We start from the raw sequence: 24,297 nt of genomic DNA, 5'->3' as shown, positions 1-24,297 counted from the left end.
CTAATCTGATCCGACACGATAGAGATTCGGTATGCCGAATAGCGGTACCTTGTTGCAGGCGGCACTGAACGGAGGTCGTGAGCATCCCGCGGCTCCCCATACGCCGGAAGAGCTTGCCGTGGAGGCACACGCTGCAGTCGCTGCCGGGGCCGAATCGCTCCATCTTCACCCGTACGACGAGAACGACCGCCAAACGCTCGCAGCGGAGCCGTGTGCCGAAGCGTTGCGCGCAGTCCGCAATGCTTGTCCCGAGGTTCCGATTTCACTCAGTACTTCAGCAGGTATCGAGCCCGACCCAGAGCGACGATACGAACTCATCGCGGCCTGGACGGAGCTCCCGGACCTCGTGACGGCCAATCAGGGCGAGAAGGGGATTCACGACCTCTGCGAGCTACTCGTCGAGCGTGGTATCGGCATCGAGGCGGGCCTCTTATCGCTGGACGACGCGCACGCTTTCGTCACGTCGGGAGTCGCACCACGTTGCGAACGTGTGATGGTCGAGCCACTGGACCCCGACCCCGATGACGCCGTCGCTCTCGCCGAGTCGATCGAGCGGACGGTCGACGACGGCGGCATCCAGCTCGAGCAGGTCCATCACGGCGACGGCATCGCCTCATGGGCGGTCAATCGACGCGCGGTAGCACGCGGTCACGGGATCCGTACCGGGCTGGAGGATACGACGGCCCTTCCTGACGGTCGTCCAGCCAAAGACAACGGGGAACTGGTTGCAGCCGCGGCGTCGTTGCTCGATTAGGAGGTGTTCGTTCACAGGATCAGGAGCCGCCAGAGACGAGAAACCGAGTAGTGCTTGGCAGTAGTCAATACGCAGATCCACCAAGCGTCTCTTTCACGGGAGAGTATCCCCGAATCGGGGGGTTCGACGGGGCGTTAGTCGTCCAGCCGTTCGCGGAGCAACTGGTTCACCGTTCCGGGGTCCGCCGACCCGCCGGTCGCGGCCATCACCTGGCCCACGAGGAAGTTGACCGCGCCCTCGTCGCCGCCGTGGTAGTCCTCGACGGCGTCGGGGTTGTCCTCGATCGCCGCGTCGACGGCGTCGGTGACCTGGTCGTCGTCGGCCTTGCCGAGGCCCTCCCGCTCGATCACCTCGTCGGGGTCGAGCCCCTCGTCGAGCATCGTTCGCAGCACCGTCTCCTCGGCGTTCTTGGTCGTCACCTCGTCCTCGGCGACGAGTTCGACCAGGCGCGTGAACTCGTCGAGGCGGTCGGTCACGTCCTCGACGGCCATGTCGCGGTAGTTGAGTTCGCCGAGCAGGTTGTCGGCGACCCACGTCGCGGCGAGGTCCGGGTCGAACTCGGCGGCGACCTCCTCGTAGAAGTCGGCGACCGCCTTGCGCGAGGTGAGCTTCGAGGCGGCCTCCGCGTCGAGGCCGTACTCCTCGCGGAAGCGGGCGCGCCGGGCGTCCGGGAGTTCGGGGATGGGGATCTCCTCCTTCCAGCCCGACACCTGCAGCGGGGGGAGGTCCGCCTCGGCGAAGTAGCGGTAGTCCTTCTCCGCCTCCTTCGAGCGCATCGAGACGGTGTTGCCGTGGGTCTCGTTGAAGTGGCGCGTCTCCTGTTCGACGGCGCCGCCCGACTGGATGAGCCGGCGCTGGCGGCTCTCCTCGTACGAGAGCGCCTTCTCGGCCCCCCTGTGGCTGGAGATGTTCTTCACCTCGGTCCGGTTCGCGGACTCGAGGGTCGATTCGGCGATGGTGCCGTCCTCGTCGATCTCGTCGGCGGGGACCATCGAGAGGTTCGCGTCGATGCGGAGGCTGCCGTCGCGCGAGGCGTCGAACACGCCGAGGTACTCCAGCACCTCCTCCAGTTTCTCGAGGAAGGCGCGGACCTCGCCCGGGTCGCGGAAGTCAGGTTCGGTGACGACTTCCATCAGCGGCGTGCCGGCGCGGTTGTAGTCGATCAGCGTGTAGTCGGCGCGGTCGACCGAAGTGGTGCGGACGTCGATCGACTCGGTTCCCTCGCGGACGTGCCGGAGGCTACCGGGGTCCTCCTCGAGGTGGGCGCGGCGGACGTTCACCGTCCGGCGCTCGCCCTCGGTCGAGAACTCCAGTCGACCGTCGGCACACAGGGGGGCGTCGTACTGGGTGATCTGGAAGTTCTTCGGCAGGTCGGGGTAGTAGTAGTTCTTCCGGTGGAAGCGGGTCTCCTCGGGGATGTCGGCCTCGAGGGCCTTCCCAACCTTGACGGCGGCCTCGACGGCGGCCTCGTTGAGGACAGGGAGGGAACCGGGGAGCCCCAGACAGACGGGGCAGACGCGCGTGTTCGGGGCCTCGTCCTCCGCGGGCTCGGTCGAGCATCCACAGAAGACCTTCGTGTCCGTCTCGAGCTGGACGTGGACCTCCAGCCCGATGACGGGTTCGAGGTCGGCCCGCTCGGCTGCTCGTGCCATTACCGACGGATTGGGTCGCCGGAGGTAAAGGCTAACGGAGCGGATTTCCGGCGCGTGCGTCGTCGCCCTCACGACGGCGGGGCGATGGCGGGACGACGACGGACAGTATTTACGGGCGGCACGCCTTCGTCGGGTGAATCCATGACTGCGACACGGTGGTGGGTCAAGCTCGCGGCCCGCTGGCTGGCCAGGGTCGACGGCGTCTCCGGGATGATCCGGCTGGCCATGCTCGGGCTCACCGGCATCTCGACCGCGACGCTCACGCTCCGACAGTACGGCCACGGCGAGTACGCCTGGCCGCTCATCGCCGTCATCAGCGTCGGGACGCTCGTGTTCACGTACCTCTACACGGAGGGCGGCGTCTGGAACCAGATGGCGCGGGACCGACAGGACCTCTCGACGAACTTCGCCGGACCGTCGATGCGGATGAACGACGAGATGATCGCGCGAGGGATACTGGCCGCACAGGAGAAGCGCGAGCTCTCCGCAGCGGAACGGGATGCGATCCAGCGGGAGCTGGACCACGCGTTCGAGGAGTTCCGGGAGGGGATCGACCTGGAGGACTGACCGCGTCACCGGCGGATTTCTGGGCGGGCGTGACGGCACGGCCGAGGCCCTTTCACCCGCGGTGCGATCAGCGCCCCCTCCACCGAAACCGATCGTCCGTTCGAAGTGGAGCGAAACCGACAGACAGCGGTGCGAATCGGAGAAATTCAGCGCGCGTACAGGGACTGCCCGAGCAGCTCCGCGAGCGCCGTCGAGTCCTTCGGCGTCACCGCGACGTACGGATGCGTCACGGGTCCGAACACGTCGACCACGCGCCCGACGGTCGTGAGCGAGTCGTCGAGCACCATCGTGCCGATGTCCGCGGGGTCCTCCCCGTCGGGCACGCGCAGCACGGCGAGCCCCTGGGCGGTCCGGACCACCTCGCCGACCCGGCGCATCACTCGCCCCTGAGGATGCCGATGTAGGCGGCGACGGCCTGCACGAGGTCGTTCTTCGCGGTGTCCTCGGTGCCCGAGACGAGCACGCGCCCGCGCTCCTCGTACTCCCGCGAGTACGTCTTGTCCCGTTCGATCGTCGCGTCGTAGCCGACCTGCTGGACCGCCCTCGCGATCTCGTCCACCGTCGGCTCCGCGACTGCCTGCTCCTCGGAGACGCGCCGCCCCTCCGCGCGGGTGAGCGCCGCGTCGAAGTACGCGGGCCAGAGGACGTTCTCGACCATACCGGAGGGGCGCGCGCCGGGCGGAAAAAGGGTGCTATCGACCTCGGCGTCGAGTCCGGGAACGGAGGGACGGACGCGTCGATCCGGTCGATCGGTCGTCGTGCGATCGGCGTCTACTCGGCTTCAGTCGGCGTTCGGGGGTGCAGCACGGGGCGTCGCCTCGTCCTCCGCATCGAACACGTGGTCGAGAGGGTGGGGCGATCGGAGGAGCGCGATGACGCTCCACATGATGCCGGTGAGGAGCGACCCGACGGCCGACATCGTCATCCCGAGGGTGAAGAACGTCGTCCCGTAGATGATACCGATCGTCGCCGACGGGAGGGAGGTTCCGAGGGGGATGTTCGCCATCGAGTCGCGGAGGGTCGGCACGAGCACGAGGAGCGAGAAGACGCTGCCACAGAGGAAGATCAGGTCCTGCCACATCATCGTTCACCCGCGGTTGGAGGGGCTTTCTTGGAGGTAATGTCGTTCATCACTAGAACGGAGACGAGGGGTGTTGAAAAGCCTTACTCGTTATCGAGTAGTTTCTATCGTGAAGGACCTACGATCACCCTACCTCGGCGTGAGAATGGCTAACGAACGGCCAGGAGACGGGCGGAAAACGGGATGAACGTCATAATCGTCCATGTCCGAGAATCGACCCCAGTCGAGTACAAGAGCAGCCGAAAATCCCTGCTTACTCGCCGAACATGGCCGGTTCTGGGCGGTACCCGGCCACACCGGCCGAGAGTTGATGCGGGGGAGCTGAACCCCGCACCAAGGGAGCTACGAACGCTCGCGCTCGCGCATGCCTCGCTCCCTACTGTGTGCCCTGTCCTCGACGTCCTCGAGCGACTCGGAATCGAGGAGTCGCTCGAGCTTCCGCTCGAACTGCTCGTCCGTGAGCTCCCCGCGCGCGTACCGCTCCCTGAGCGTCGCCAGCGCGTCGCGGTTGTTCGGGCGGTCCGAGTCGGCGGTCCGGGTCGGCTCGTCCGACTCCGTGTCGCCCCACGACCAGAGGTCGTCCCACCCGTCGTCCCACCACTCTGTGACGTCGTCCTCGTCGCCGAAGAGGAGCGCGACGAGCGGAACGACGACGACGTAGCCGATCAGGAGCGCGGCGAGCCACCAGCTCTGCCCGGTGAACAGCGCTGCGAGCCAGAGTCCGGTCACCACCGTCCCGGCGATCTCGGTCGCGTTCTCCCGGAGGCGCTCGCGAGGTGTCTCGGCCATACGGCCTAGAGCGCGGAGGTCCAGTATAAAACGGGGCGGCTCCGCTACCGGCCGCGTCGCGCGAGCAGCGCGCTCGCGAGCAGGGCCAGCGTGGCGACGGCCGCGCCGAAGCCGGCGGCGGTCGTGTCGGTCGTGGTCGGCTCCTCGGTCGGTTCGGCGGTCGCGTCGCCGGTCTCCCCGTCGGGCGTCGGACTCGCCGTCGACGAGGCGGTCTCGACGCTCACCTCACTCCGTGCGACGAACTCGGCGTTCGCGGCCGCCTCTGGGTGGAACCCCTCGGTGAGGTTCCGCACCGCGTAGACGACCGAGCGCGGCGCGGGCTGGTTCAGGTAATTCGTCTCTACCATCACCGTGTTGTTCTCCCGCACGGCGTCGAGGCTCGCGTAGGGCTCCTGCTCGGTGAGGTAGGTCGTGGAGTCCGTGAGCACGAGGTAGTCGGGCGAGAGTTCGAGGACGACCTCGTCGCTCACCTGCGGGTAGGTCGTCGAGAACTCCCGCTGGCCGGCCGCGTTCTCCGCGCCCGCGGCCTCGATCATCGCGGAGATGAACGTGCCGGTGTTCGCGACGTACCCGCCGCCGAGCGGGTAGAGCGCGGTGGGGCGCTCGGCGTCGGCGGTCGCCGTCCCGGCGGCCTCGACGTTCGCGTCCATCCACGCGTTCGCCTCGGCGGCGCCCCGACAGTTGCCCGTGAGCTGGCCGATGAGCGTCGTCTTCGTCCGCACGTCGGTGACGTTCGTCGCCTCCGCGAAGTGGAACACGGTGACGCCCGCCTCGCGGAGGGCCGACACGGTCTCCGGGGAGCTGGCGTTCGGCGCAAGCACGAGGTCCGGGTTCGTCCCGACGACCGCCTCCACGCTCACGCCCATGCCGGACGCGGAGACGTTAGTCCGCGAGTCGGCGCCGTCGAGGTACAGCGCGTACTGCGTGAGGCCGACGACCTGCTCCTTCCCGCCGATCTCCCACATCGTCTGGGCGGCGCTGGGGTTGAGCGTCGTCACGCGCTCGGGCCGTTCCTCGAGGGTGACCTCGGTCCCCGTCGCGTCCGTCGCGGTGAACGGGAACTCGCAGGAGGCCGCCTGTCCGTTCGTCCGGAACTGTCCGTCGACCGCCCGGGCGTCGCCACCGACGGCCGGGGCGTCCACGCCCGCCACCCCGTCGGAAGCCGTCGGGGCGGAGGCCCCGGCGGCGACGGCCGGGACCGCCCCCGAGAGCACGAGGGCGGTCGCCAGAAGGATCGCTGTGTATCGTCGCACACCGAACGGGAACGTGGAGAGCAATAAATATTTATCTAAAGCAAGTCCCCTTTCATCCATGCGCGTGTGGGCCCGGACGGGCGCCTGGTCGGCGGCGCTTCTCGCCACGCTGTTGGCCGTCGTCACCGTGAGCGCCGGCGTCGGTCCGGTCCCCATCCCCGCCCGAACCGTCCTGGCCGCGATCGCGAACAACGTCGCGGTGCCGGTCAGCGTCGAGCGCGTCGCCGGCGCGGCCGACGCCGGCCTCGTCGGCACCGGAATGGACGTCCGCTACGTCCACCCGTTCGCGTTCCCCGTCTCCTCGACCCACGAGGCCATCGTGATGAAGGTCCGCCTCCCCCGCATCGTCCTCGGTGCGTTCGTCGGCGTCGCGCTCGCGGCCGCCGGCACCGTGATGCAGGGGTTCTTCCGCAATCCGATGGCCGACCCCTCCATCGTCGGCGTCTCCTCCGGCGCCGCCGTCGGCGCCGTCTTCGCCATCGTCGCCCCGCTGGCGCTCCCGTTCGGCATCGGCCTCCGCGGCGCGGCGTTCGTCGGGGCGCTCGCGGCCGGCTTCGGCGTCTACCTCGTCGCCACCCGCGACGGCCGGACGCCGGTCGCGACGCTGCTGCTCGCGGGCGTCGCCGTCCAGACGTTCCTCGGTGCGGTCGTCTCGTTCATGCTACTGCGCTCGGGCGAGTCGATGCGCCGAGTCGTCTACTGGCTCATGGGCCACCTCGACAACGCCACCTGGGGCGACGTGGGCTCGGTGGCCCTGCTCGTCCCCGTCCTCGTGCTCGTCCTCTTCACCTACGCGCGCGACCTGAACGTCCTCCTGCTCGGCGAGGGCGACGCGGGCGCGCTCGGCGTGAACGTCGAGCGGAGCAAGCGGTCGCTGCTCGCCGTCTCGGCGGTGCTCACCGCCGTCGCCGTGGCCGTCTCGGGCGTCATCGGCTTCGTCGGGCTCGTCGTCCCCCACGTCCTCCGGCTCGTCGTCGGGCCGGACCACCGCATCCTCCTGCCGACCAGCGCGCTCGCCGGCGGGACGTTCCTCGTCGCCGCCGACACGGTCGCTCGGGCGGGCGCCGCGGAGGTTCCGGTCGGCATCGTCACCGCGGCCGCGGGCGCGCCGTTCTTCCTCTACCTCCTCAGGAAGCGGGAGGTGTACGAGCTGTGATCCGGGCGCGCGACCTCCACGTCGCCCTCGGCGGCGAGTCGGTGCTCGAGGGCGTCTCCGTCTCGGTCGACGCGGGCGAACTCGTGGGGCTGGTCGGTCCGAACGGCGCGGGCAAGACGACGCTCCTCCGGGCGCTCAACGGGACGCTCGCGCCCGATTCGGGGACCGTCGAGATCGACGGCGCGGACGTCGCGGAGCTGTCCGCCCGCGAGGTCGCCCGGCTCGTCGCGACCGTCCCGCAGGACACCGGCCTCTCGTTCGAGTTCACCGTCGAGCAGGCCGTTGAGATGGGCCGAACGCCGTACGTCTCGCGGTTCGGCCGGACGACCAGCGCGGACCGCGAGGCCGTCCGAGAGGCGATGGAACGCGCGCAGGTCGCCGAGTTCGCGGACAGGGCCGTGACGACGCTCTCGGGCGGGGAGCGCCAGCGGCTGCTGTTCGCCCGTGCGCTCGCCCAGCAGACGCCCGCGCTCCTGCTCGACGAGCCGACCGCGAGCCTCGACATCAACCACCAGCTCCGGACGTTCGGGCTCGTCGCAGAGGCCGTCGCGGACGGGAAGGCCGCGCTCGCGGCCATCCACGACCTCAACCTCGCGGCGCGCTTCTGCGATCGACTGGTGCTCCTCGCCGACGGCGAGGTCCGCGCGACCGGGTCGCCCGAGGCGGTGCTCGCCGACGACGCGCTCGCGGAGGCGTTCGGCGTGCGGACGGCGCTGAACCGCGACCCGGCCGTCGACGCGCCGCTCGTCACCGCGCTCTCGGACGAGGACGAGTAGCTGTTCGTCCGGCGATCGTTGGACGACGGGGGTGTTCGGCCGAATACGGGCCGACGAGGAGCACCGAACCGTAGCCGGGATGCGCGGAGAAGTGGCACCCTACAGCCTGATTTCGGCCATCTTTGCCAAGGTACTTGAGCGGAGAGTTACTCTAGACGGGTAGACGTGTATTCTCTATCATCTGGTGGGCAGCGAAACGCTCTCACAACCGAGTGGCCCGAGAACACCCCGGGAGAACAGTGAATCCGAGCCGCGTCGACTCGATCGTCGACCTCACGTACGGCCTGCTGATCGCGATCTCGGTGGGCCTGATCATGATCGCCGGCAACGCCATCGGGCTGGCGTTCGGGTTCGGCGTCCTCATCTCGTACATCATCCACGTCGTCTGGAAGATGGCCCGGTTCGACCCGGACTGGATGACGACGGCGGTCAAGGAGACGGTCGAGGAGACCGTCGACGAGACGGTCGAGGAGAAGGTCGGTGAGACGGTGGAGAAGACGGTGGGGGAGACGGTCGAGGAGACGGTCGGCGAGACCGTCGAGAAGACAGTCGGGGAGACGGTAGAGAAGACGGTCGACGAGACCGTCAGTGAAACCGTCGAGGAAACCGTCGGTGAAGCGGTCGAGGAGAAAGTCAACGAGACGGTCGAGAAGACTGTCGGCGAGACGGTCGAGAAGACTGTCGGCGAGACGGTCGAGAAAACCGTCGGCGAAACGGTCGAAAAGACGGTCGACGAAACCGTCGAGGAGAAGGTCGGTGAGACGGTCGAAGAAACCGTCGAACAGACGCTGGAAGAGCAGTTGGAGGCGGCCGAGGAGGAAGACGTGAAGGAGGACGAGGAGGGCTCCGACACCCAGACCGGGGGCAACTGATGGTCGAACTCCTGCTCGTCGTCGGCGTCCTCGTCGCGATGTTCGTCGCGTACAACATCGGCGGCTCGACGACGGGCCCGGCGTTCGGCCCGGCCGTCGGCGCGGACGCGATCTCGAAGACGGTCGCGGCGGGGCTGATGGGCGTGTTCTTCTTCATCGGCGCCTGGACCATCGGCCGGAACGTCGTGACGAAACTCGGAACGGAACTGGTCGTCGACACCGGCGTGTTCACGCTCGAATCGTCCATCGCGGTCCTCTTCTTCATCGGCGTCGCGCTCCTCGTCGGGAACATCTTCGGCGTGCCGGCCTCGACCTCGATGACCGCCGTCGGGGCGATCGCGGGGCTGGGGCTCGCCGGTGGCGTGCTGGACTTCGCCGTCATGGGCGAGATCCTCACCTGGTGGGTCGTCTCGCCGATCATCGGCTTCTGGGTGTCGCTGATCATCGGCCGGTACTTCTACGCGCGGCTCAACCGCGTGGTCGCGATGGAGCGCAGCGAAGGTCCGCTGTTCGACGTCGATCGCTCGGGCGCGGTGCCGATCCCGCGCGTCCATCGGACGACCAACCGTCGGGAGTTGGCCGGGACGATCACCGTCGTCGCGATCGGCTGTCTGATGGCGTTCAGCTCCGGGACCTCGAACATCGCCAACGCCGTCGCGCCGCTGGTCGGGAGCGGGGAACTGGCGATGAACCCGGCGATCATTTTCGGCGGCGTCGCCGTCACGATCGGCGCGTTCACGATCGCTCGCCGGACCCTGGAGACGATGGGGAGCGACATCACGGAACTGCCGCTGACGGCCGCGATCGTCGTCGCGTCGGTCAGTTCCACGCTCGTCGTCTTCCTCTCGGCGCTCGGCATCCCCGCGAGCTTCGTCGTCATCGCGACGATGTCGATCATCGGGCTCGGCTGGGGCCGGGCGACCCGGCCGATGACCGGCTCCTCGGACGTCCCCACCGCGACCGACCTGTTCAACCCCGCGACGACCGTCCGGATCGTCCTGATGCAGAACGTCGTGCCGGCGATCGCGACGCTCGGCGCGTACCTCACCTTCCGGTTCGTCCCGATATTCGGGTTCTGAGCTGAGTTCGCTCCGAGGCGGCTCCCGGCCGACCTCCACACCCAAGGCCGTGAGATTCGTCCGCCTCCCCATCCGAACCAGCCCCGAACTCACGAACCGGTAGCCCTTTCGCCGCCCGTCGGCGAGACGAATCATGCGCGTCCCGTGCGTCAGGGTCCCCGTCGAGTCCGGCGAGGCGACCCGCCAGCGCCTCGCCGAGGCCGCCCTACTGGACGGCGACCGGGAGATCTCGGTCGAGGACGGCGACATCTTCATCCCGGTCACCGACGCCGACACGGTCCCCGCCGAGTACGAGGTCGTCGAGCGCGTGGCCGCCGAACGCACCGGACAGGTGACCCCCGACGAGATCCTGGGGTACGAGCCGAGTTACGAGCGCCTGGGCGACATCGCGATCGTCGACGAGGACGACCCCGCCGAGGCGAGGCGGGTCGCCGATGCGATCATGGAGTCGGATTTCCCGTGCGAGACGGTCGTGAACCGCGCCTCGAAGGTCCGGGGAGAGTACCGGATCCGCGACTGGGAGGTGCTCGCCGGGGACGGCACCGAGACGGTCCACCGCGAGTACGGCCACGAGTTCCTCCTCGACATCGCGGAGGTGTACTTCTCGCCCCGACTCGCCACCGAACGCCACCGCGTCGTCGAGCAGGTGGCGGCGGGCGAGCGCGCCTTCGACATGTTCGCGGGCGTCGGCCCGTTCGCGATCCCGATGGCCGTCCGCGGCGCGGAGGTCGTCGCCTGCGACGTGAATCCGCGTGCCGTCGAGTACCTCCGGGAAAACGCGAGACGGAACGGCGTTTCGGAGAACCTCACCGCGATCGAGGGGGACGTCCGCGAGGTCGCCGCGGAGTACGACGGCTGGGCCGACCGCGTGGTGATGAACCTCCCCCACTCCGCGAACGAGTTCCTCGACACGGCGGTCACCCTCGCGGGCGACGACTGCGTTCTCCACCTGTACGACATCCAGCACGAGGACGACCCGTTCGGGCCGGGCGAGCGTGCGGTCCGCGCGGTCGCAGGCGACGAGTACGAGGTGACCGTCGAGACCGAGCGGGTCGTCCGGTCGTACGCGCCCCACGAGGTGAACGTCTGTCTCGACGTCCGATTGACCCGGGTGTGACGTCGGCCCACGGGCGCGCCGCTTTCGGAATCCTTATTTCCGTCATGCCGGTATACCGAATGCGAGCGCCGGTGTAGCTCAGCTGGCAGAGCGATTCCTTCGTAAGGAATAGGCCGAGGGTTCAAATCCCTCCACCGGCTTCCGTTTTCCTCCTATGCTCACCTTCATCGGTCTCGGCCTCTACGACGAGCGCTCGGTCACCGTCGAGGGCCAGGACGCGCTTCGGGCCGCCGACCGCGTCTTCGCGGAGTTCTACACCAGTCGACTCGTCGGGGCGACGGTCGGCGAGCTGGAGGCGTACCACGCCGTCGACGTTGAGGTGCGCGACAGGGCGGGCGTCGAGCAGCACCCCGAGCCGATCCTCGACGCGGCCGAGTCGAGCGACGTCGCCTTCCTCACCGCCGGCGACACGATGATCTCGACGACGCACGTCGACCTCCGGATGCGGGCGGTCGAACGCGGCATCGACACCCGAGTGATCCACGGCGTCACCGCACAGTCGGCAGCCTCCTCGCTCACCGGCCTCCAGAACTACCGCTTCGGGAAGGCCGTGACGCTCCCGTTCCCGTACGCCCACGGCGCCGACGGCGTCCCCGCGAGCGTCGTGGACGCCATCGAGGACAACCGGGAGCGCGGCCTCCACACCCTCGTCTACCTCGACATCAAGGTCGCGGGGTCCTCCCCCGCCGGCCCCGCCGAGGGTGAGCCGGACGAGTTCATGACGGCGAGCGAGGCCGCGGGGATGCTCGCCGAGGACTGGGACTCGGAGGTACTCGGCGTCGCGGTCGCGCGGGCGGGCAGTCCGGACCCCGTCGTCGCTGCCGACACGCTCGCCGCGCTCGCCGAGCGTGACTTCGGTGCTCCACTCCACATGCTCGTGGTGCCGGGCGACGTCCACCACCTCGAAGCCGAGGCGCTGGCGACGCTCGCGGGCTGTCCGGCCGGCGTCCTCCCCGAGTTCTGAGCCGGGTTCGAGACGGGAGACGGACTACAGTCGTCCCGACTTCGACCCGCCGGGACTGTCCGGGCGGTCGCCCGGCAGGTCCAGCGACCCCCGCAGGTCGTACTCCTCGTTTGTGGCGAGGTACAGCACGTCCTCGATGACGGTGAGCAGTTCGGGCAGTTCGCGCACAACGAGGTAGGTGACGCCGACGAGCGCGACGACCGCGAGCACCTGGCTGATCACCCGGTCCGAGAGGAAGAACGACACCATGTGCGGGTCCGAGGAGCCGAAGAGGAACAGCACCTCGTCGACGAACACCTGGAGGTACTGGTTGCCGAAGGTGACGCCGATGAACGTCGTGCGGACGAGGTTCAGCCCCCAGATGACCGGGATCGACACCGCCAGCGCGCGGAGCTTCCGGGCCACCGGCGCGCGGACGGCCGCGATCAGGCCGACGAAGATGGCCATGCTGCCGAGGCCGGTGCACGCGAGCACGATCTCGAACAGGAGCGTGTGCCCCTCCGCGGTGGTGAACTGGAAGGCGTTCCAGTAGCCCAGTTCCGGCCCCCGGACGAGTTCGGGATCGTACCCCAGGAGGCGGATGAGAAAGCCCGTCTGGACGGTCACCGTCCGGATGAGCACCTCCTTCGGGGCGGGGAATGTGGCGCCGAACAGGGAGATGCTGGGAATGGTCTCGAACGGGAGGTACACCATCCCCATTCCGGCGACGGCCCGGGAGAGCACGAACAGCGAGTCGCGACCCTCCCAGAGGAGTTTCGCCACGTAGAGACACGCCGGTACCGCGAGCAGGGCGAGCAGGCCCTCGACGTAGCTCTTCTGTCCGAACGCGAAGTGCGGGAACAGGACGAGCCAGAACGCCGCGAACAGCCCCCACGCGCCGGCGACGACGCCGCGAGCCGCCCGGTCGAACGATGACTGGAGTCTGTCCGTTCGGACCGCCCACTCGATCCCGGCGCCGGCGACGAACGTCAGGACGACCAGCCACGCGAACGCGTCCGTGTAGGCGTTCGGCGCCGCGAGGAGGGCGTCGAGGGCGGTGTCGACGGCGCTCTGCATGCGTGACGGGAGGTGACGGTCCGGTAAAGCCCTTGTCTTGTCCGAGTTGGGTGACGGGGTACGCCGTCGCTACTCGAGGTAGTGCGTCGAAAGAATGAGTCCGCGCGAAGCGGACGTGTGACCGGTAACGCCGGTCAGTCGTGGTTGGAGTTAGTCGCGACGGGTCGCGAGCAGCGCGGCGCCGATGAGCGCGACGAGCGCGAGCACGGCAGTGAAGCCGGGCGTCGTGGTCGTCGTCGTCGGCTCGTCCGTCGGCTCGTCCGTCGGCTCGTCCGTCGGCTCGTCCGTCGGCTCGTCCGTCGCCGGCGTACCGGTGCCCGTCGTGGTCACCGTGCCGTTATCCGTCGGCGTTGCCGTGTCCGTGGACTCGACGACGTTACCTTCAACGTTGTCGACCACAGTGGAACCGGCATGGCGGACGTTTACGTTGAACGTGTCGCCCTCAGCCTGCTCGCTGAAGTCGAACTCGCCAGAGAACGTGCCGTCCGACTGGACGGTCACGTCCTTCGTGTTGAAGAACCGCGGCTGCGTGTCACCCGAGGAGCGGACGCGGATCGTCAGCTCGGTGCCGGGTGCGAGGTTCGTCGTGCCGGAGATGGACTGGTTCTCCGAGGCAGTGACTTCGACCGGGTCGCTGTCGAGTTCGGTCTCCGCATCCTCGACCGCGAAGGTCGAGTTGACCGACTCGTAGTTGTCCTCGTCACCTGCCTCATCGTCGTCTAGGCCGAGGAGCCACTGGTCGTTGACCGTGAACTCGCTCTCGAACTCGTCACCATCTTCGGCATTAAGTCCAGTATCGTCACCACGCTCGAAGTCGGCGCCTTCGACGTCGATCGCGAGGTAGTAGGCACCGTCACCTTCGACGACAGTGACATCGCCCGACGATACGTCAAGCGTCTTGGGATCGCGGTTCTGAACCGGGTTGGTCTGCTCGATCGTAAGGCTCAGACCATTATCGATTGCGTTCTGAAGACTTCCCTCAGCGTCAACGAGTCCGTCAAGACCAGTCGCACTGACCTGGAAAACGACGTAGTCGCCGAGAGCGACGGTGTCGTCCTCGGTCAGGACGCCGTCCTCAACAAGCGAGTTGAGGTCTTCTTCGGTGGTATCGCCGTCCTCGTCAGCGTCGAAGTCAACGTCCTCGGGGGCCGTCCACGTCGACATTTCGTCCGTGGACCGCTCCTCGATGAAGATCGAACTGATGTCTTCCGGCGATTCGAGCGTTTCCTCAGCGCCGGTTGTGTCCGAATCGACGGACGCGTCGGTGCTGGTGCTCGTCGCAATCGTGTACTCGCCCGTGGCGAGAATCGAGCTCAGGGCCCCGGACTCGTCCGAGTTTGCAATCTCATCGTCGCTAGCAACGGTGAAGACGTCCGTATCAGGGTCTCCATCGCCTGCTGCGTAGCTGTTGAAGAGGATGGAAACCTGGCCGTCGTCATCTTCGTCGGTGAATTCGACACTGGCCTGGTACCCGTCGGAGTCCTCCTCACCAATCACGAGAGTGCCATCAGTGGCGGCCCCACTGAGGTCGATAGTGATGTTCGCAACACCACCCTGTGCAACTTCGAGCGAACTGTCCTCAGCGAAGGACGTCTCACCCTCTGCCACGTCGTTGACCACGATGGAATCCGAGGCCTCAGCCGACGTGTCGGCCACTTCGAAGTTGAAGGTGTAGTTGCCTGCGTCGATGTCGTTGAATTCGGTCGGGTTGTCTTCGGTCCCGCTGACGGTGACTTCGATACCGTCATCGTCGTCGGCGTCGTCGTCACCGTCGACGTCTGCGTTGGCAGCGTTCCACGCATCGTCACCGAAGATGGTCATGAGATCTGAGTCATCGAGGTCGTCAGCCGTGACTTCCACGGTGTAGTCCTCGACGCGGTTTTCGGATGCAACTTCAAGGTCGACAGTGGTCGATCCCTGATTGCCGACTTCATCATTATCGAACGAGGTACTGAAGTCCTGCTCACGAATAGTGAACCTGACGTCAGCCGTGTCAGCACCCTGGTCCGAGATGAAGTAGGTCGTGCCCGCTTCGAGGCTACCAGTTTTTACCGTGATTGTACCGTCATCATCTTCTTGCAGCTGCCGGACCGGGGCTGCGTCCTCCCCTCTATCCTCATAGAGCTGGTAGTCCCCAGATCCAGTACTGTCATCGCTTGCTTCATAGTCCCATACAGCGTCTTCGCCTTGGAAGACAATCCCGTTGTGGGAGAACGAGCTATTGCCCGCTGCTTCCTGTGCCGCGGTCGTCCCGGTGAGCGCCACGGTACCAGCGAAGACGCTGAATACCATAAGCGCCGTCAGGAACAGCGCGCGGATCTTGTCGTTTGTGTTTGTCATGGTTGGTTGCTATCGGTCGGCGACGTCAGCGTTCGCCCCGCCTCGACCAGTGCGCCCGCGAAGCGGACTTGGCCGGGGGTACTACCTGGTGTCACCATGGGTAGGGGTAGCCAAAACGAACACCGCCCGTTATAAATCTCTTGTGGTGAACTGTGAGTCGGGACAACGCTTCACACACCCGAATTCGGGCGCGTGAGCGGTTCTCGCCGCACCGCAGTACAAGTACTTTGTGCATATTTCCGGCGAGAAAGAAATAGGTTCGGCGTACAGGCGTCGGACGACCGTCGGTCATCGACCCGATTTAGACCCCTACATCTTCGCGCGCTGTCGGAGTTAGTACGATGAGCGTACACGGGCTCGCCCGCTCGACAAGCCTATCGTACGTCGAGGAAAAGCCGAGTAAGCCGACCAAAAGGGATGCCACGTCGACTGCCGACGGCCGCCGAGCGCTACCGATCCCGCAGCACCGACTCGCCGGGCGTCGTCGACGCGCCCCCGCTCAGCACGACGCCGGCGTTCAGGTTCGTGTCGATGCCCGTCTTCACCCCGTCGCCACAAACGACGCCGAACTTCCGGCGACCCGTCGAGGTCGACTCGCCCTTGACGCGCACGCGCACCGGCTCGTCGTCGTGCCTCAGGTTCGCGACGTTCGTCCCCGCGCCGAAGTTCACGTCGCGCCCGAGCACGCTGTCGCCGACGTACGAGAGGTGGCCGACCGTCGCGCCAGCCATCAGGAGGCTGTTCTTCACCTCGACCGCGTGGCCCACCTTCGCGCCATCGCCGAGCATCGTCGCCCCCCGGATGTACGCGTTCGGCCCGACGGTCGCGCCCGACCGAATCAGCGCGGGTCCCTCGATGACCACGCCGGCGTCGATCTCCGCACCCTCCTCGACCACGACCGAACCACGAATGTCCGCGTCCGCGTGGATGTCGCCGAGCAGTTCCCGCTCCAGCTCGCCGAGCTTCCACTCGTTCGCCTCAAGGAGTTCCCACGGCCGCCCGACGTCGAGCCAGCGGTCGAACGGGACGGCCCGGACGTCGCTCTCCTCGCACGCGCGCGTGAGAACATCCGTCAGTTCGAGCTCCCCGCGCTCGCTCTCGCCGACGTCGAGCCACGCCTGCGCCTCGGCCGGGAAGACGTACGCGCCGGTGTTGATGAGGTCCGATGGCGGGTCGGCGGGCTTCTCGATGACGCCCGTGGCGAACGTGTCGCCGCCCCGAGATTCGGTGTAGAGCACGCCGTAGTTCTCGGGGTTCTCGACCCGATAGGAGCCCACCGCGGGCGCCGCGTCGTACAGCGTCGAGAGCGAGCGTTCGTCGTACAGCGCGTCGCCGTTGAGGACCGCGAACGGCCCGTCGTCGAGCTGCGACGACGCGGCGCGGACCGCGTCGGCGGTGCCCCGCTGGTCGGTCTGTTCCGCGTACTCGACGGGGACGCCGGCGAACTCGTCGCCGAAGTACTCGCGCACCGGTTCGGACTCGTAGCCGACGACCAGCACGAGCCGCGAGGCGCCGGCCGAGACCGCGGACTCCGCGGCGTGGGCTGCGAGCGGCCGGTCGGCGACCGGGAGCATGGGCTTCGGGCGTCGTGCGGTCAGCGGCCGCATTCGCGTGCCTTCGCCCGCCGCGAGCAGGACAGTCTGCATAAACGCTACCGCGGGGGGCGGCGGGAAATCGGTTTTGGCTTGGCCGTCGCCCAGGGTGACGATCCGGTCACTCCACCGTCACGCTCTTGGCCAGGTTGCGCGGCTTGTCGATCGCCCGTCCGAGCCGGTTCGCCATGTGGTAGGCGACGAGCTGGAGCTGCGCGTTCGTGAGTACCGGTGCCGTTCGCGGGTGGGTCTCGGGAATCTCCAGCACGTCGTCGGCGTACCGCTCGACGTCCGAGGCGCCGTCGGTGACCGCGACGACCGGCGCGTCGCGCGCCTCGACCTCCTTCACGTTCCCGATGGTCTTGCGCGCCCGCTCGTCGTCGCCCGTGACGACCGCGAACACGGGGGTGTTCGCGGTGACGAGCGCGAGCGGCCCGTGTTTCAGCTCGCCCGACGCGAACCCCTCGGCGTGCTCGTAGGTGATCTCCTTGAACTTGAGCGCCCCCTCCAGCGCCACGGGGAAGGCCGGCCCGCGGCCGATGAAGAAGTACGCCTCGGAGTCGAGGTACTCCTCCACGACGTCCGCCGCGCGCGACTCGTCGAGCACGTGCTGGAGGTGGTTGGGCAGGTCGCGCAGCGCCGCGACGAGTTCGCGGGCGTCCTCGCCGCCGCGCTCAGCGAGCGTCGCCGTGAAGAGCGTGAGCGCGACGAGCTGCGAGGAGAACGTCTTCGTCGCCGCCACGCCGATCTCGGGGCCCGAACGGATGTACAGCACGTGGTCGCACTCCCGCGCCGCGCTGGAGTCGACCACGTTCGTGACCGCGAGCGTCTCCGCGCCGCGCGCACGCGCCTCCCGGAGCGCCGACAGCGTGTCCGCCGTCTCCCCGCTCTGGGTCACGCCGACGACGAGCGTGTCGTCACGGACGGGCGCGGGGCCGGTCGCATACTCGCTCGCGAGGAACGCTTGGGCCGGGATGTCCGCCGCGCGCAGCGCCTCGACTCCGAACAGCGCCGCGTGGTAGGAGGTCCCGCAGGCGACGAACTCCACCCGGCCGGGCGTCTCCACGTCCGAGAGCTCCTCGACGGTGACCCGCCCCGCGAGCTCGTCGAGCCGGCCGCTGAGCCCCTGCCGGAGCGCGGTCGGCTGCTCGTTGATCTCCTTCAGCATGAAGTGGTCGTAGCCGCTCTTGCCGGTCTGCTCGGCGCTCCACTCCACGGTGGTCACCTCCTTCTCGACCCGGCCGCCGTCGGCGTCGGTCACGCGCCAGCCGTCGGCCGAGAGGACCGCGAACTCGCCGTCGTCGAGGTAGACGACGTCGCGCGTGTGTTCGAGGAACGCCGGCACGTCGCTCCCGAGGTAGGTGGCGTCCTCGGCGACGCCCAGCACCAGCGGCGAGTCGTTCCGGGCGGCGAAGACGCGCTCCTCGCCGGCGACGACGACGGCGATCGCGTAGCTCCCGTCGAGCCGTTCAACCGCGTCGCGGACCGCCGCCTCGGGCTCCAGCCCCTCGTCCAGCGCGCGAGCGACGAGGTGCGGGACGACCTCCGTGTCCGTCTCGCTCTCGAACGCAACGCCCTCGGCCTCGAGTTCGTCGCGGAGCGCCCGGTAGTTCTCGATGATGCCGTTGTGCACCACCGCGACCCGACCGGACTCGTCGGTGTGCGGGTGCGCATTCGCGTCCGTCGGCGGGCCGTGGGTGCTCCACCGGGTGTGGCCGATACCGACCGAGCCCCCGGGGACCGACTCGCCCGCGTCGATGGCCTCGCGGAGGTTCGATAGTTCGCCCGACCGTTTCACCACGTCGAGCGTCCCGTTCGAGAGCGCGACGCCCGCGGAGTCGTAACCGCGGTACTCCAGCGTCGAGAGCCCGTCGAGCACCACGTCGAGCGTCTCGTCGCCGCGGCCGACGACGCCGATGATGCCGCACATCAGCGGGTCACCTCCGCGTCCTGACCGACGTTGCCGTCGACGACGACGCCGTGGCCGATCCGGGCGCCGGGGCCGACGAGCGAGCCGGGGACGACGGTCGCGCCGCCGCCGAGCCGCGCGCGGTCTGCGAGCACGCAGCCGAGCCGCCGATCCTCGTGGACCCTGTTGCCGACCCGGACGTCGCCCGGCCCCGACGGCACCGTCGCGCCGGCGCCCACGACCGCGCCCTGGCCGGTGACGGTGTCGGCGAGCGCCGCGTTCGCGCCGATCCGGGTGTCCGTGTCGATCACGCTCCGCCGAACCGTCGCGCCGGCCTCGACCGTCGTGTTCCGTCCGAGCGCGACGTCGGGGCCGACGACGGCGCCGGGTTCGACGACCGCGTCCCCGCCGACGACGACCGGCCCGAACAGCGTCGCGTCCTCGTGGACGCTGGCGCTCCCGGCGACGAACACGCCGTCGGTCCGTTCGGACTCGTCGACCAGCCCCCGTTCGAGGAGCCGCCTCGCGAGCGTGAGGAGGTCCCAGGGGTAGGTCACCTCTGAGCGGAGGCCGCCGGCGCGGACGCCGCGGACGTGTCCGCCACGCTCGATGACCGCGGCCAATGCATCGGTGAGGCCGAGTTCCCCGTCCTCGCGGGGGGTCGCTTCGAGGTCGGAGAAGACGGAGGGGCCGAACGCGTACACGCCCGCGTTGAGGAGGCGGTACTCGTCGCGGCCGGGCTTCTCGATGAGATCCGTCACGGTGTCGCCGTCCAGCACGACGGCGCCGTACATCGGCGCCTCGTCCGACTCGACGACGGCCAGGGTCGTCACGTCCTCGGCGGTGTGGGCGTCGAGCACCGACTCGATCATCCCGTCTGCGACCACCTCGTCGCCGTTCACGACGAGGAAGTCCTCGTCGATGTCCTCCCTGGCCTGGAGGAGCGCGTGTCCGCTGCCGAGTTGCTTGCGCTGGACGTGGTAGGTGATCGGGGTTCCGCGGTAGCTCGACCCGAAGTGGTTCTGTACGCGGTCGCGGTGGTAGCCGACGATGACGTGGAGGTCGTCGATGCCGGCGTTCACGAGCGCATCGAGGACGTACTCGAGGATCGGTCGGTTCGCGGCCGGGAGCATCGGCTTCGGCCGGTGACGGGTGAGCGGGCGGAGGCGCTGGCCCTCACCCGCGGCGAGAACGACGGCGGTATCGAGTTGCATTGGTGTATGGTCTGGAGGCGTCTTCAAAAGGCGTTTCCTCGGCGAGGAACGGTTCGGGACGGAAAGGTGGCTATTCGGCGTCTGCTTTCGGGTCGGCTTCTGAGTCGACCTCTTGGGCGTCCCCGTCGCGTCGTTCGCTCAGCGTCTCCCAGATCTCAGTGCAGCCGGCGCCGTCCTCGACCTCCGCGAGGTGGGCGTCGAGGTCGTCGGAGCGGCGCGTGGTGTTACTCATATACTGAGTAACCATACAAGCAGGTGGTATGAATCTACCGGTCCGGCGTATCAGGTCGGCAGTTCGGGGTCAGCTTCCGGGGCGCACCACCCCAGGTTAAGCCGCTGGACAGTTGAGCGGGGCGCATGGACGGCGAACGCGACCCGAGCGACCTCCTCGACGCGCTCGAACTCACGGAGTACGAGGAGCGCGCCCTCGAGCGGCTCATCGAGCTGGGGCGCACTACAGCGCCCGATCTCTCGGAGGCGACGGGGGTGCCGAAGGCCCGCATCTACGGCGTACTCGAGGAACTCGGCAACGCTGGCTACATCAAGGTCATCCCGGGACGGCCGAAGCAGTACCAGCCGAAACCGCCGGCGGAGATCCTCGACCGCGCGGTCGAGAACCGCCGCCAGTCCTACGAGACGTACCGGAGCGACGTGGAGGAGATCAGGGAGCCGTTCCTCGAGGCGTTCGGCCCGCTGTACGAACGCGCGAGCGAGGACATCTCGCCGACCGAGGAGCTGTTCCACGTCGTCGACGTGGGCGAGGCGAGCGAACGGGAGACGCGCGCGCTGTACGGCGAGGCGGAAGAGCGCGTGCACGTCCTCACAAAGAGCTTCGAGTACTTCGACGCGATCGAACCCGCGTTCACGGCCGCCTACGAGCGCGGCTGCGAACTGGGCGTGCTGTTCCTCGATCCGTCGTTCCTCTCCGCGGAGAACGCGGCCGTCCAGGAGCGGATGGTCGAGCACCTGTGTGGGGGGTACCCCGACGTCGCGCTTCGATTCAGCACGACCCGGCTCCCGTGGCGCGGCACCATCGCCGACCCGAGCCTGGAGTACGACTCCGGACGGGCGGTGCTCCTCGTCGAGGAGGAGGACATCCCACTACACAAGCGCCAGGCGGCGGTGACGGGGAACGCCTCCTTCGTCGCGGGGCTGGAGCGGTACTTCGATCTGACCTGGGAGTACGACACGCTGGAGACGGACCCGTACGGCGGGGCGTAGTATCGAGACGCCGACCGCGAGGCCATCGAGAGCGCGTCGACGAGGATTCGGTCCCCACCCCCGCCAATTTGTCGCAGTCTGGCCTCCTACTCGTCGACGCCTTCCGTTCGAATTCGATTATGAGGAGCCGTGAACAGGTCATCTTCCGGTAGTTTCTTCGTTACTTTGCGCTCCCGGAACACGGAGTAGTCATGCGTCGACGGAAGTATCTCAGCGGCACTGGACTGTTCGCAGCGACGATGCTCGGCGGGTATGTCACCGATTCCGACGAACGGCCAGCGACCTTCGTGCAGGGAGGCACCGAAACGGGGACGGAACCCGGAACCGGGACCGCAGCCGAAACAGCGTCGCGGACGAGCAGATCACAGACCGAATCCGGTCCCGATGGGGAACCGGAGGTCGTGATCGGCGAATCCGAACTCGTCGTCGACGAGGGAGAGTTCGGTACAGACGTGTACGTCACGGCGTCCCTCGAGAACGTCGGCGGTGCGCCGTCCGGCGCCGTCGAAGTCACCGTCGACTGGTACGACGAGGCGGGGGACTACCTGGACAACGGCTACGCGTACCTGAACTCCCTCGACTCCGGGGAGGTCTGGGCCGCCCGAGTGTACTTTCTGGGGACGGATGCGGAGCGAGTGAGTGACTACGAAGTAACGGGGGAGTACGACACCGCACCCCCACGGATGAACCCAGACGGGCTGCGGCTCCTGGAGAGCGATCTCCGGATCGACGGGGACGAGGCCCTAGTCTCGGGGCGGGTCGCAAACGAACGCGACGGAGCAGTTTCGTACGTCGAAGCCAACGCGAAGATATACGACGATAACGGTGTGGTGATCGGCGGCGAGTGGACGAACGTAGCGGACCTCCCGGCGGGCGAAGTGTGGGCGTTCGACGTGTCGTGGTGGGGTTGGGAACGGGTGGAAGAGGCCGCGGACCACACAATCTGGATGACGGACTCGGTGTTCTGAAGCCGCTGATTCGGCCTGACTGGCGGTACAGGGGCAGTCAGCTAGAACCGGTGGACGGCGTGATGTGTTCAGTCAGCTCGCTCCGCCTTCGCGTTCAACAGCGTCCGAACCGAGTCCTCGACACGGAACTCCGGCTCCCAGCCCAGTTTCTCGCGGGCCGTGGAGATGTCCACCGCGAACGAGTCGACGAGCGTCTCGGCGCTGCGCGGGTTCTCGACCAGGTTCACCTCGAGGTCCCGGCCGAGTTCCTCGGCGGCGAGCCGCTGGACCAGTTCCGCGACGGCCCCCACGCTGGGGTCCTCCTCGGACGCGATCTCGTACTTCTCGACGCCCGTCTCGCCTGCGTCCAGTTGCTCGAAGAGGCGCTCGGCGCTGCGGACGTACGCCCGTGCGACGTCCTTCACGTGGATGTAGTTGCGAGCCTGCGTCCCCGGCTCGTACACCGTGAGCGGCTCGCCGGCCATGGCGCGGTTCACGAAGAAGTTGATGACGGTACCCTTCGAGACGCGCGTGCCGCCCACCTCGTGCTCGCCGTACAGGTTCGACTTCAGGTAGAGGTGTGCGGGGAACGCGCCGTCGGCGAACGTCTCGATGGCGTCCTCGGAGAGCACCTTCGTCCGGCCGTACCAGTTCATCGGGTCCCGCGCGTCCTCGACCGTGATGGGGAACGACTCCGGGTCGCCCAGGACGGCCATGCTGAACGGGAAGACGAGGGCTGCACCCGTCTTCCGACAGAACCACGCGACGTTGTTCGTCCCCTGCACGTTCACGTCGTACGCCCGGTCCGGGTGGTCCTCGCAGTCGTCGACGCCGCTGATAGCCGCGAGGTGGCAGACGACGTCGGCGCCGTCGAGGGCAGCCTCCAGTTCCGAACGGTTCCTGACGTCGACGTGCTCGACGGCCACGTCGTCGATCTCGCGGACCTGACCGAGGTAGAAGTTGTCGAGCGCGGCGACGTCCCAGTCGGGGTGGTGCTCGCGGAGGAGGTTCACCACGCGGCTGCCGATGAACCCGGCCGCGCCCGTGACCGCGACGGTGCGGGACTCGTCGGTCGTCATGCTCGTGCGAGCGTGGCGGGGCGGGAAATAGCCGCCGCTTCATCGCCGACCGACCGACCGACCGTGACCGCCCGGGACGGTCATCCCCGGTCCACGTCAGCCGCATCGTTTGCGTCACTCGGAGTACTTACGCCGAACAGCGCCTATCCGACGGTATGTCACTCACAGGCGCCCTCGCGGCAGGGGCGGTTCTCGGCGCCCGCCACGCGCTCGAAACGGACCACGTGGCAGCTATCGCGACACTGGTCGAGGAAGACGATACCCGAACCGGACTGGTCGGCGCGTCGTGGGGCGTCGGGCACTCGGTGCCCATCGTCGTGCTCGGCCTCCTGTTCGTCGCGCTCGGGATTAGATTGCCCGAGCGCGTCACCGGCGTCTTCGAAGCCATCGTTGGCGTGATCCTCGTCCTCCTCGGCGCCCGAATGTTGTGGCGCCTGATCAGCGGGGGAGTCGGCGTCGAGACGCACGAACACGGTACCGACGGCGTCGAGGGGGACGGACACGACCGGGACACGCACTCGCACTTCAGGTTCGGGAGCCTCTCGGTCGGATCGGGTCACGGCCACGTCGACTCCGAATCGTTCCTCGTCGGCGTCGTCCACGGCTTCGCGGGCAGCGGCGCGCTCGTGATCGCGCTCGTCGCCTCGACGCCGTCGGTCGGGGCGGCGCTGTGGTTCCTCGCGGGCTTCAGCGCCCTCTCGGTCGTCACGATGGCGGCCGTCTCGTCCGTCTGGGGTCGGGCGCTCGGGCTCGGGGCGACGCGGTATCTCGAGGGGGCGGCAGGGCTGGTCAGCGTCATTATCGGTGGGCTGCTCCTAGTCGAACAGGTGGGACCGCACCTCCTGTGATCGAATTCGGGTGCCGGAGCGTCCGACCTCG

Annotated in this window: 24 protein-coding genes and 1 tRNA gene; 12 read left to right on the top strand and 13 right to left on the bottom strand. The window is 68.0% G+C overall.

The window, feature by feature from the left end; translation table 11 throughout:
• Positions 1-31 precede the first annotated feature (31 nt).
• Complete coding sequence (locus HUG10_RS14770; RefSeq protein ID WP_179170299.1) at positions 32-754, top strand: 3-keto-5-aminohexanoate cleavage protein; 723 nt, start codon at positions 32-34, stop codon at positions 752-754.
• A 134-nt stretch (positions 755-888) separates the two neighbouring features.
• On the opposite strand, the gene gatB is transcribed toward HUG10_RS14770, so the two are convergent.
• Positions 889-2,406, bottom strand: coding sequence for an Asp-tRNA(Asn)/Glu-tRNA(Gln) amidotransferase subunit GatB (gatB, locus tag HUG10_RS14765; RefSeq protein ID WP_179170298.1), 1,518 nt, complete (start codon positions 2,404-2,406; stop codon positions 889-891).
• A gap of 141 nt (positions 2,407-2,547) precedes the next feature.
• On the opposite strand from gatB, the gene HUG10_RS14760 reads away from it, so the two are divergent.
• Entirely contained in the window at positions 2,548-2,973 is a 426-nt protein-coding gene (locus HUG10_RS14760; protein ID WP_179170297.1) for a hypothetical protein, read from the top strand.
• A gap of 146 nt (positions 2,974-3,119) precedes the next feature.
• Here HUG10_RS14760 and HUG10_RS14755 read toward each other — a convergent pair whose 3' ends face one another.
• The 5 genes from HUG10_RS14755 to HUG10_RS14735 all read right to left on the bottom strand — a co-directional run bounded on the left by HUG10_RS14755 (position 3,120) and on the right by HUG10_RS14735 (position 6,096).
• A complete protein-coding gene (locus HUG10_RS14755) occupies positions 3,120-3,350 on the bottom strand; it encodes an H/ACA ribonucleoprotein complex subunit GAR1 (protein ID WP_179170296.1) in 231 nt (76 codons plus the stop codon).
• Entirely contained in the window at positions 3,350-3,631 is a 282-nt protein-coding gene (gene srp19, locus HUG10_RS14750; protein ID WP_179170295.1) for a signal recognition particle subunit SRP19, read from the bottom strand. The genes HUG10_RS14755 and srp19 overlap by 1 nt, the downstream gene beginning before the upstream one ends.
• A gap of 123 nt (positions 3,632-3,754) precedes the next feature.
• Complete coding sequence (locus tag HUG10_RS14745; RefSeq protein ID WP_218780603.1) at positions 3,755-4,057, bottom strand: hypothetical protein; 303 nt, start codon at positions 4,055-4,057, stop codon at positions 3,755-3,757.
• Positions 4,058-4,396: 339 nt separating this feature from the next.
• Entirely contained in the window at positions 4,397-4,843 is a 447-nt protein-coding gene (locus tag HUG10_RS14740; RefSeq protein ID WP_179170294.1) for an SHOCT domain-containing protein, read from the bottom strand.
• A gap of 44 nt (positions 4,844-4,887) precedes the next feature.
• On the bottom strand, positions 4,888-6,096 hold the full coding sequence (locus tag HUG10_RS14735) for a PGF-CTERM-anchored ABC transporter substrate-binding protein (RefSeq protein ID WP_246310154.1): 1,209 nt from the start codon (positions 6,094-6,096) through the stop codon (positions 4,888-4,890).
• A 58-nt stretch (positions 6,097-6,154) separates the two neighbouring features.
• Here HUG10_RS14735 and btuC point away from each other — a divergent pair, with 58 nt between their 5' ends.
• The 7 genes from btuC (at position 6,155) to dph5 (ending at position 12,060) form a co-directional block, all read left to right on the top strand.
• On the top strand, positions 6,155-7,252 hold the full coding sequence (btuC, locus tag HUG10_RS14730; protein WP_179170292.1) for a vitamin B12 ABC transporter permease BtuC: 1,098 nt from the start codon (positions 6,155-6,157) through the stop codon (positions 7,250-7,252).
• On the top strand, positions 7,249-8,028 hold the full coding sequence (locus HUG10_RS14725; protein WP_179170291.1) for a heme ABC transporter ATP-binding protein: 780 nt from the start codon (positions 7,249-7,251) through the stop codon (positions 8,026-8,028). Before btuC ends, HUG10_RS14725 begins: the two co-directional genes overlap by 4 nt.
• A gap of 239 nt (positions 8,029-8,267) precedes the next feature.
• Positions 8,268-8,900 carry a hypothetical protein gene (locus HUG10_RS14720; protein ID WP_179170290.1) on the top strand — a complete coding sequence of 211 codons (633 nt, stop codon included), beginning with the start codon at positions 8,268-8,270 and terminating at the stop codon, positions 8,898-8,900.
• A complete protein-coding gene (locus HUG10_RS14715) occupies positions 8,900-9,979 on the top strand; it encodes an inorganic phosphate transporter (protein WP_179170289.1) in 1,080 nt (359 codons plus the stop codon). Before HUG10_RS14720 ends, HUG10_RS14715 begins: the two co-directional genes overlap by 1 nt.
• A gap of 133 nt (positions 9,980-10,112) precedes the next feature.
• On the top strand, positions 10,113-11,096 hold the full coding sequence (locus tag HUG10_RS14710; RefSeq protein WP_179170288.1) for a class I SAM-dependent methyltransferase: 984 nt from the start codon (positions 10,113-10,115) through the stop codon (positions 11,094-11,096).
• A gap of 67 nt (positions 11,097-11,163) precedes the next feature.
• Positions 11,164-11,236: transfer RNA gene (locus HUG10_RS14705), tRNA-Thr, on the top strand.
• A 14-nt stretch (positions 11,237-11,250) separates the two neighbouring features.
• Complete coding sequence (gene dph5 / locus HUG10_RS14700) at positions 11,251-12,060, top strand: diphthine synthase (protein WP_179170287.1); 810 nt, start codon at positions 11,251-11,253, stop codon at positions 12,058-12,060.
• A 24-nt stretch (positions 12,061-12,084) separates the two neighbouring features.
• Here dph5 and artA read toward each other — a convergent pair whose 3' ends face one another.
• The 6 genes from artA to HUG10_RS14670 form a co-directional block, all read right to left on the bottom strand.
• Entirely contained in the window at positions 12,085-13,116 is a 1,032-nt protein-coding gene (gene artA / locus HUG10_RS14695) for an archaeosortase A (RefSeq protein WP_179170286.1), read from the bottom strand.
• 150 nt (positions 13,117-13,266) lie between these two features.
• Positions 13,267-15,456 (bottom strand): BGTF surface domain-containing protein, encoded by a 2,190-nt coding sequence (locus HUG10_RS14690; RefSeq protein ID WP_179171099.1) that lies wholly within the window; start codon positions 15,454-15,456, stop codon positions 13,267-13,269.
• 449 nt (positions 15,457-15,905) lie between these two features.
• Complete coding sequence (gene glmU, locus HUG10_RS14685) at positions 15,906-17,102, bottom strand: bifunctional sugar-1-phosphate nucleotidylyltransferase/acetyltransferase (RefSeq protein WP_179170285.1); 1,197 nt, start codon at positions 17,100-17,102, stop codon at positions 15,906-15,908.
• Between the two features lie 67 nt (positions 17,103-17,169).
• Complete coding sequence (gene glmS / locus HUG10_RS14680) at positions 17,170-18,978, bottom strand: glutamine--fructose-6-phosphate transaminase (isomerizing) (RefSeq protein ID WP_179170284.1); 1,809 nt, start codon at positions 18,976-18,978, stop codon at positions 17,170-17,172.
• A complete protein-coding gene (locus HUG10_RS14675; RefSeq protein WP_179170283.1) occupies positions 18,978-20,171 on the bottom strand; it encodes a sugar phosphate nucleotidyltransferase in 1,194 nt (397 codons plus the stop codon). Before HUG10_RS14675 ends, glmS begins: the two co-directional genes overlap by 1 nt.
• A gap of 70 nt (positions 20,172-20,241) precedes the next feature.
• Positions 20,242-20,403, bottom strand: coding sequence for a hypothetical protein (locus HUG10_RS14670; RefSeq protein WP_179170282.1), 162 nt, complete (start codon positions 20,401-20,403; stop codon positions 20,242-20,244).
• A 125-nt stretch (positions 20,404-20,528) separates the two neighbouring features.
• On the opposite strand from HUG10_RS14670, the gene HUG10_RS14665 reads away from it, so the two are divergent.
• Positions 20,529-21,392: a TrmB family transcriptional regulator gene (locus HUG10_RS14665; protein ID WP_179170281.1), complete on the top strand. Its 864-nt coding sequence runs from the start codon at positions 20,529-20,531 to the stop codon at positions 21,390-21,392.
• A 191-nt stretch (positions 21,393-21,583) separates the two neighbouring features.
• Entirely contained in the window at positions 21,584-22,360 is a 777-nt protein-coding gene (locus tag HUG10_RS14660) for an FxLYD domain-containing protein (RefSeq protein ID WP_179170280.1), read from the top strand.
• Positions 22,361-22,428: 68 nt separating this feature from the next.
• Here the strand turns inward: HUG10_RS14660 and HUG10_RS14655 are convergent, their stop codons facing one another.
• Entirely contained in the window at positions 22,429-23,418 is a 990-nt protein-coding gene (locus tag HUG10_RS14655; RefSeq protein ID WP_179170279.1) for an NAD-dependent epimerase/dehydratase family protein, read from the bottom strand.
• A gap of 155 nt (positions 23,419-23,573) precedes the next feature.
• On the opposite strand from HUG10_RS14655, the gene HUG10_RS14650 reads away from it, so the two are divergent.
• Positions 23,574-24,266, top strand: coding sequence for a high-affinity nickel-transporter protein (locus HUG10_RS14650; RefSeq protein ID WP_179170278.1), 693 nt, complete (start codon positions 23,574-23,576; stop codon positions 24,264-24,266).
• The last annotated feature ends 31 nt before the right edge of the window (positions 24,267-24,297 follow it).

This window comes from Halorarum halophilum, from assembly GCF_013401515.1.
In the GTDB taxonomy this organism is placed as follows: Archaea; Halobacteriota; Halobacteria; order Halobacteriales; family Haloferacaceae; genus Halorarum; species Halorarum halophilum.
Note: the sequence above shows the minus strand (reverse complement) of the source record. Positions and strands in the feature narration are given on the sequence as shown.

Coding starts and splice junctions, on each gene's coding strand:
- HUG10_RS14770 (WP_179170299.1), top strand. CDS start 32: ATGCCGAATAGCGGTACCTTGTTGCAGGCGGCACTGAACGGAGGTCGT.
- gatB (WP_179170298.1), bottom strand. CDS start 2,406: ATGGCACGAGCAGCCGAGCGGGCCGACCTCGAACCCGTCATCGGGCTG.
- HUG10_RS14760 (WP_179170297.1), top strand. CDS start 2,548: ATGACTGCGACACGGTGGTGGGTCAAGCTCGCGGCCCGCTGGCTGGCC.
- HUG10_RS14755 (WP_179170296.1), bottom strand. CDS start 3,350: ATGCGCCGGGTCGGCGAGGTGGTCCGGACCGCCCAGGGGCTCGCCGTG.
- srp19 (WP_179170295.1), bottom strand. CDS start 3,631: ATGGTCGAGAACGTCCTCTGGCCCGCGTACTTCGACGCGGCGCTCACC.
- HUG10_RS14745 (WP_218780603.1), bottom strand. CDS start 4,057: ATGATGTGGCAGGACCTGATCTTCCTCTGTGGCAGCGTCTTCTCGCTC.
- HUG10_RS14740 (WP_179170294.1), bottom strand. CDS start 4,843: ATGGCCGAGACACCTCGCGAGCGCCTCCGGGAGAACGCGACCGAGATC.
- btuC (WP_179170292.1), top strand. CDS start 6,155: ATGCGCGTGTGGGCCCGGACGGGCGCCTGGTCGGCGGCGCTTCTCGCC.
- HUG10_RS14715 (WP_179170289.1), top strand. CDS start 8,900: ATGGTCGAACTCCTGCTCGTCGTCGGCGTCCTCGTCGCGATGTTCGTC.
- HUG10_RS14710 (WP_179170288.1), top strand. CDS start 10,113: ATGCGCGTCCCGTGCGTCAGGGTCCCCGTCGAGTCCGGCGAGGCGACC.
- dph5 (WP_179170287.1), top strand. CDS start 11,251: ATGCTCACCTTCATCGGTCTCGGCCTCTACGACGAGCGCTCGGTCACC.
- artA (WP_179170286.1), bottom strand. CDS start 13,116: ATGCAGAGCGCCGTCGACACCGCCCTCGACGCCCTCCTCGCGGCGCCG.
- HUG10_RS14690 (WP_179171099.1), bottom strand. CDS start 15,456: ATGACAAACACAAACGACAAGATCCGCGCGCTGTTCCTGACGGCGCTT.
- glmU (WP_179170285.1), bottom strand. CDS start 17,102: ATGCAGACTGTCCTGCTCGCGGCGGGCGAAGGCACGCGAATGCGGCCG.
- glmS (WP_179170284.1), bottom strand. CDS start 18,978: ATGTGCGGCATCATCGGCGTCGTCGGCCGCGGCGACGAGACGCTCGAC.
- HUG10_RS14675 (WP_179170283.1), bottom strand. CDS start 20,171: ATGCAACTCGATACCGCCGTCGTTCTCGCCGCGGGTGAGGGCCAGCGC.
- HUG10_RS14670 (WP_179170282.1), bottom strand. CDS start 20,403: ATGAGTAACACCACGCGCCGCTCCGACGACCTCGACGCCCACCTCGCG.
- HUG10_RS14665 (WP_179170281.1), top strand. CDS start 20,529: ATGGACGGCGAACGCGACCCGAGCGACCTCCTCGACGCGCTCGAACTC.
- HUG10_RS14660 (WP_179170280.1), top strand. CDS start 21,584: ATGCGTCGACGGAAGTATCTCAGCGGCACTGGACTGTTCGCAGCGACG.
- HUG10_RS14655 (WP_179170279.1), bottom strand. CDS start 23,418: ATGACGACCGACGAGTCCCGCACCGTCGCGGTCACGGGCGCGGCCGGG.
- HUG10_RS14650 (WP_179170278.1), top strand. CDS start 23,574: ATGTCACTCACAGGCGCCCTCGCGGCAGGGGCGGTTCTCGGCGCCCGC.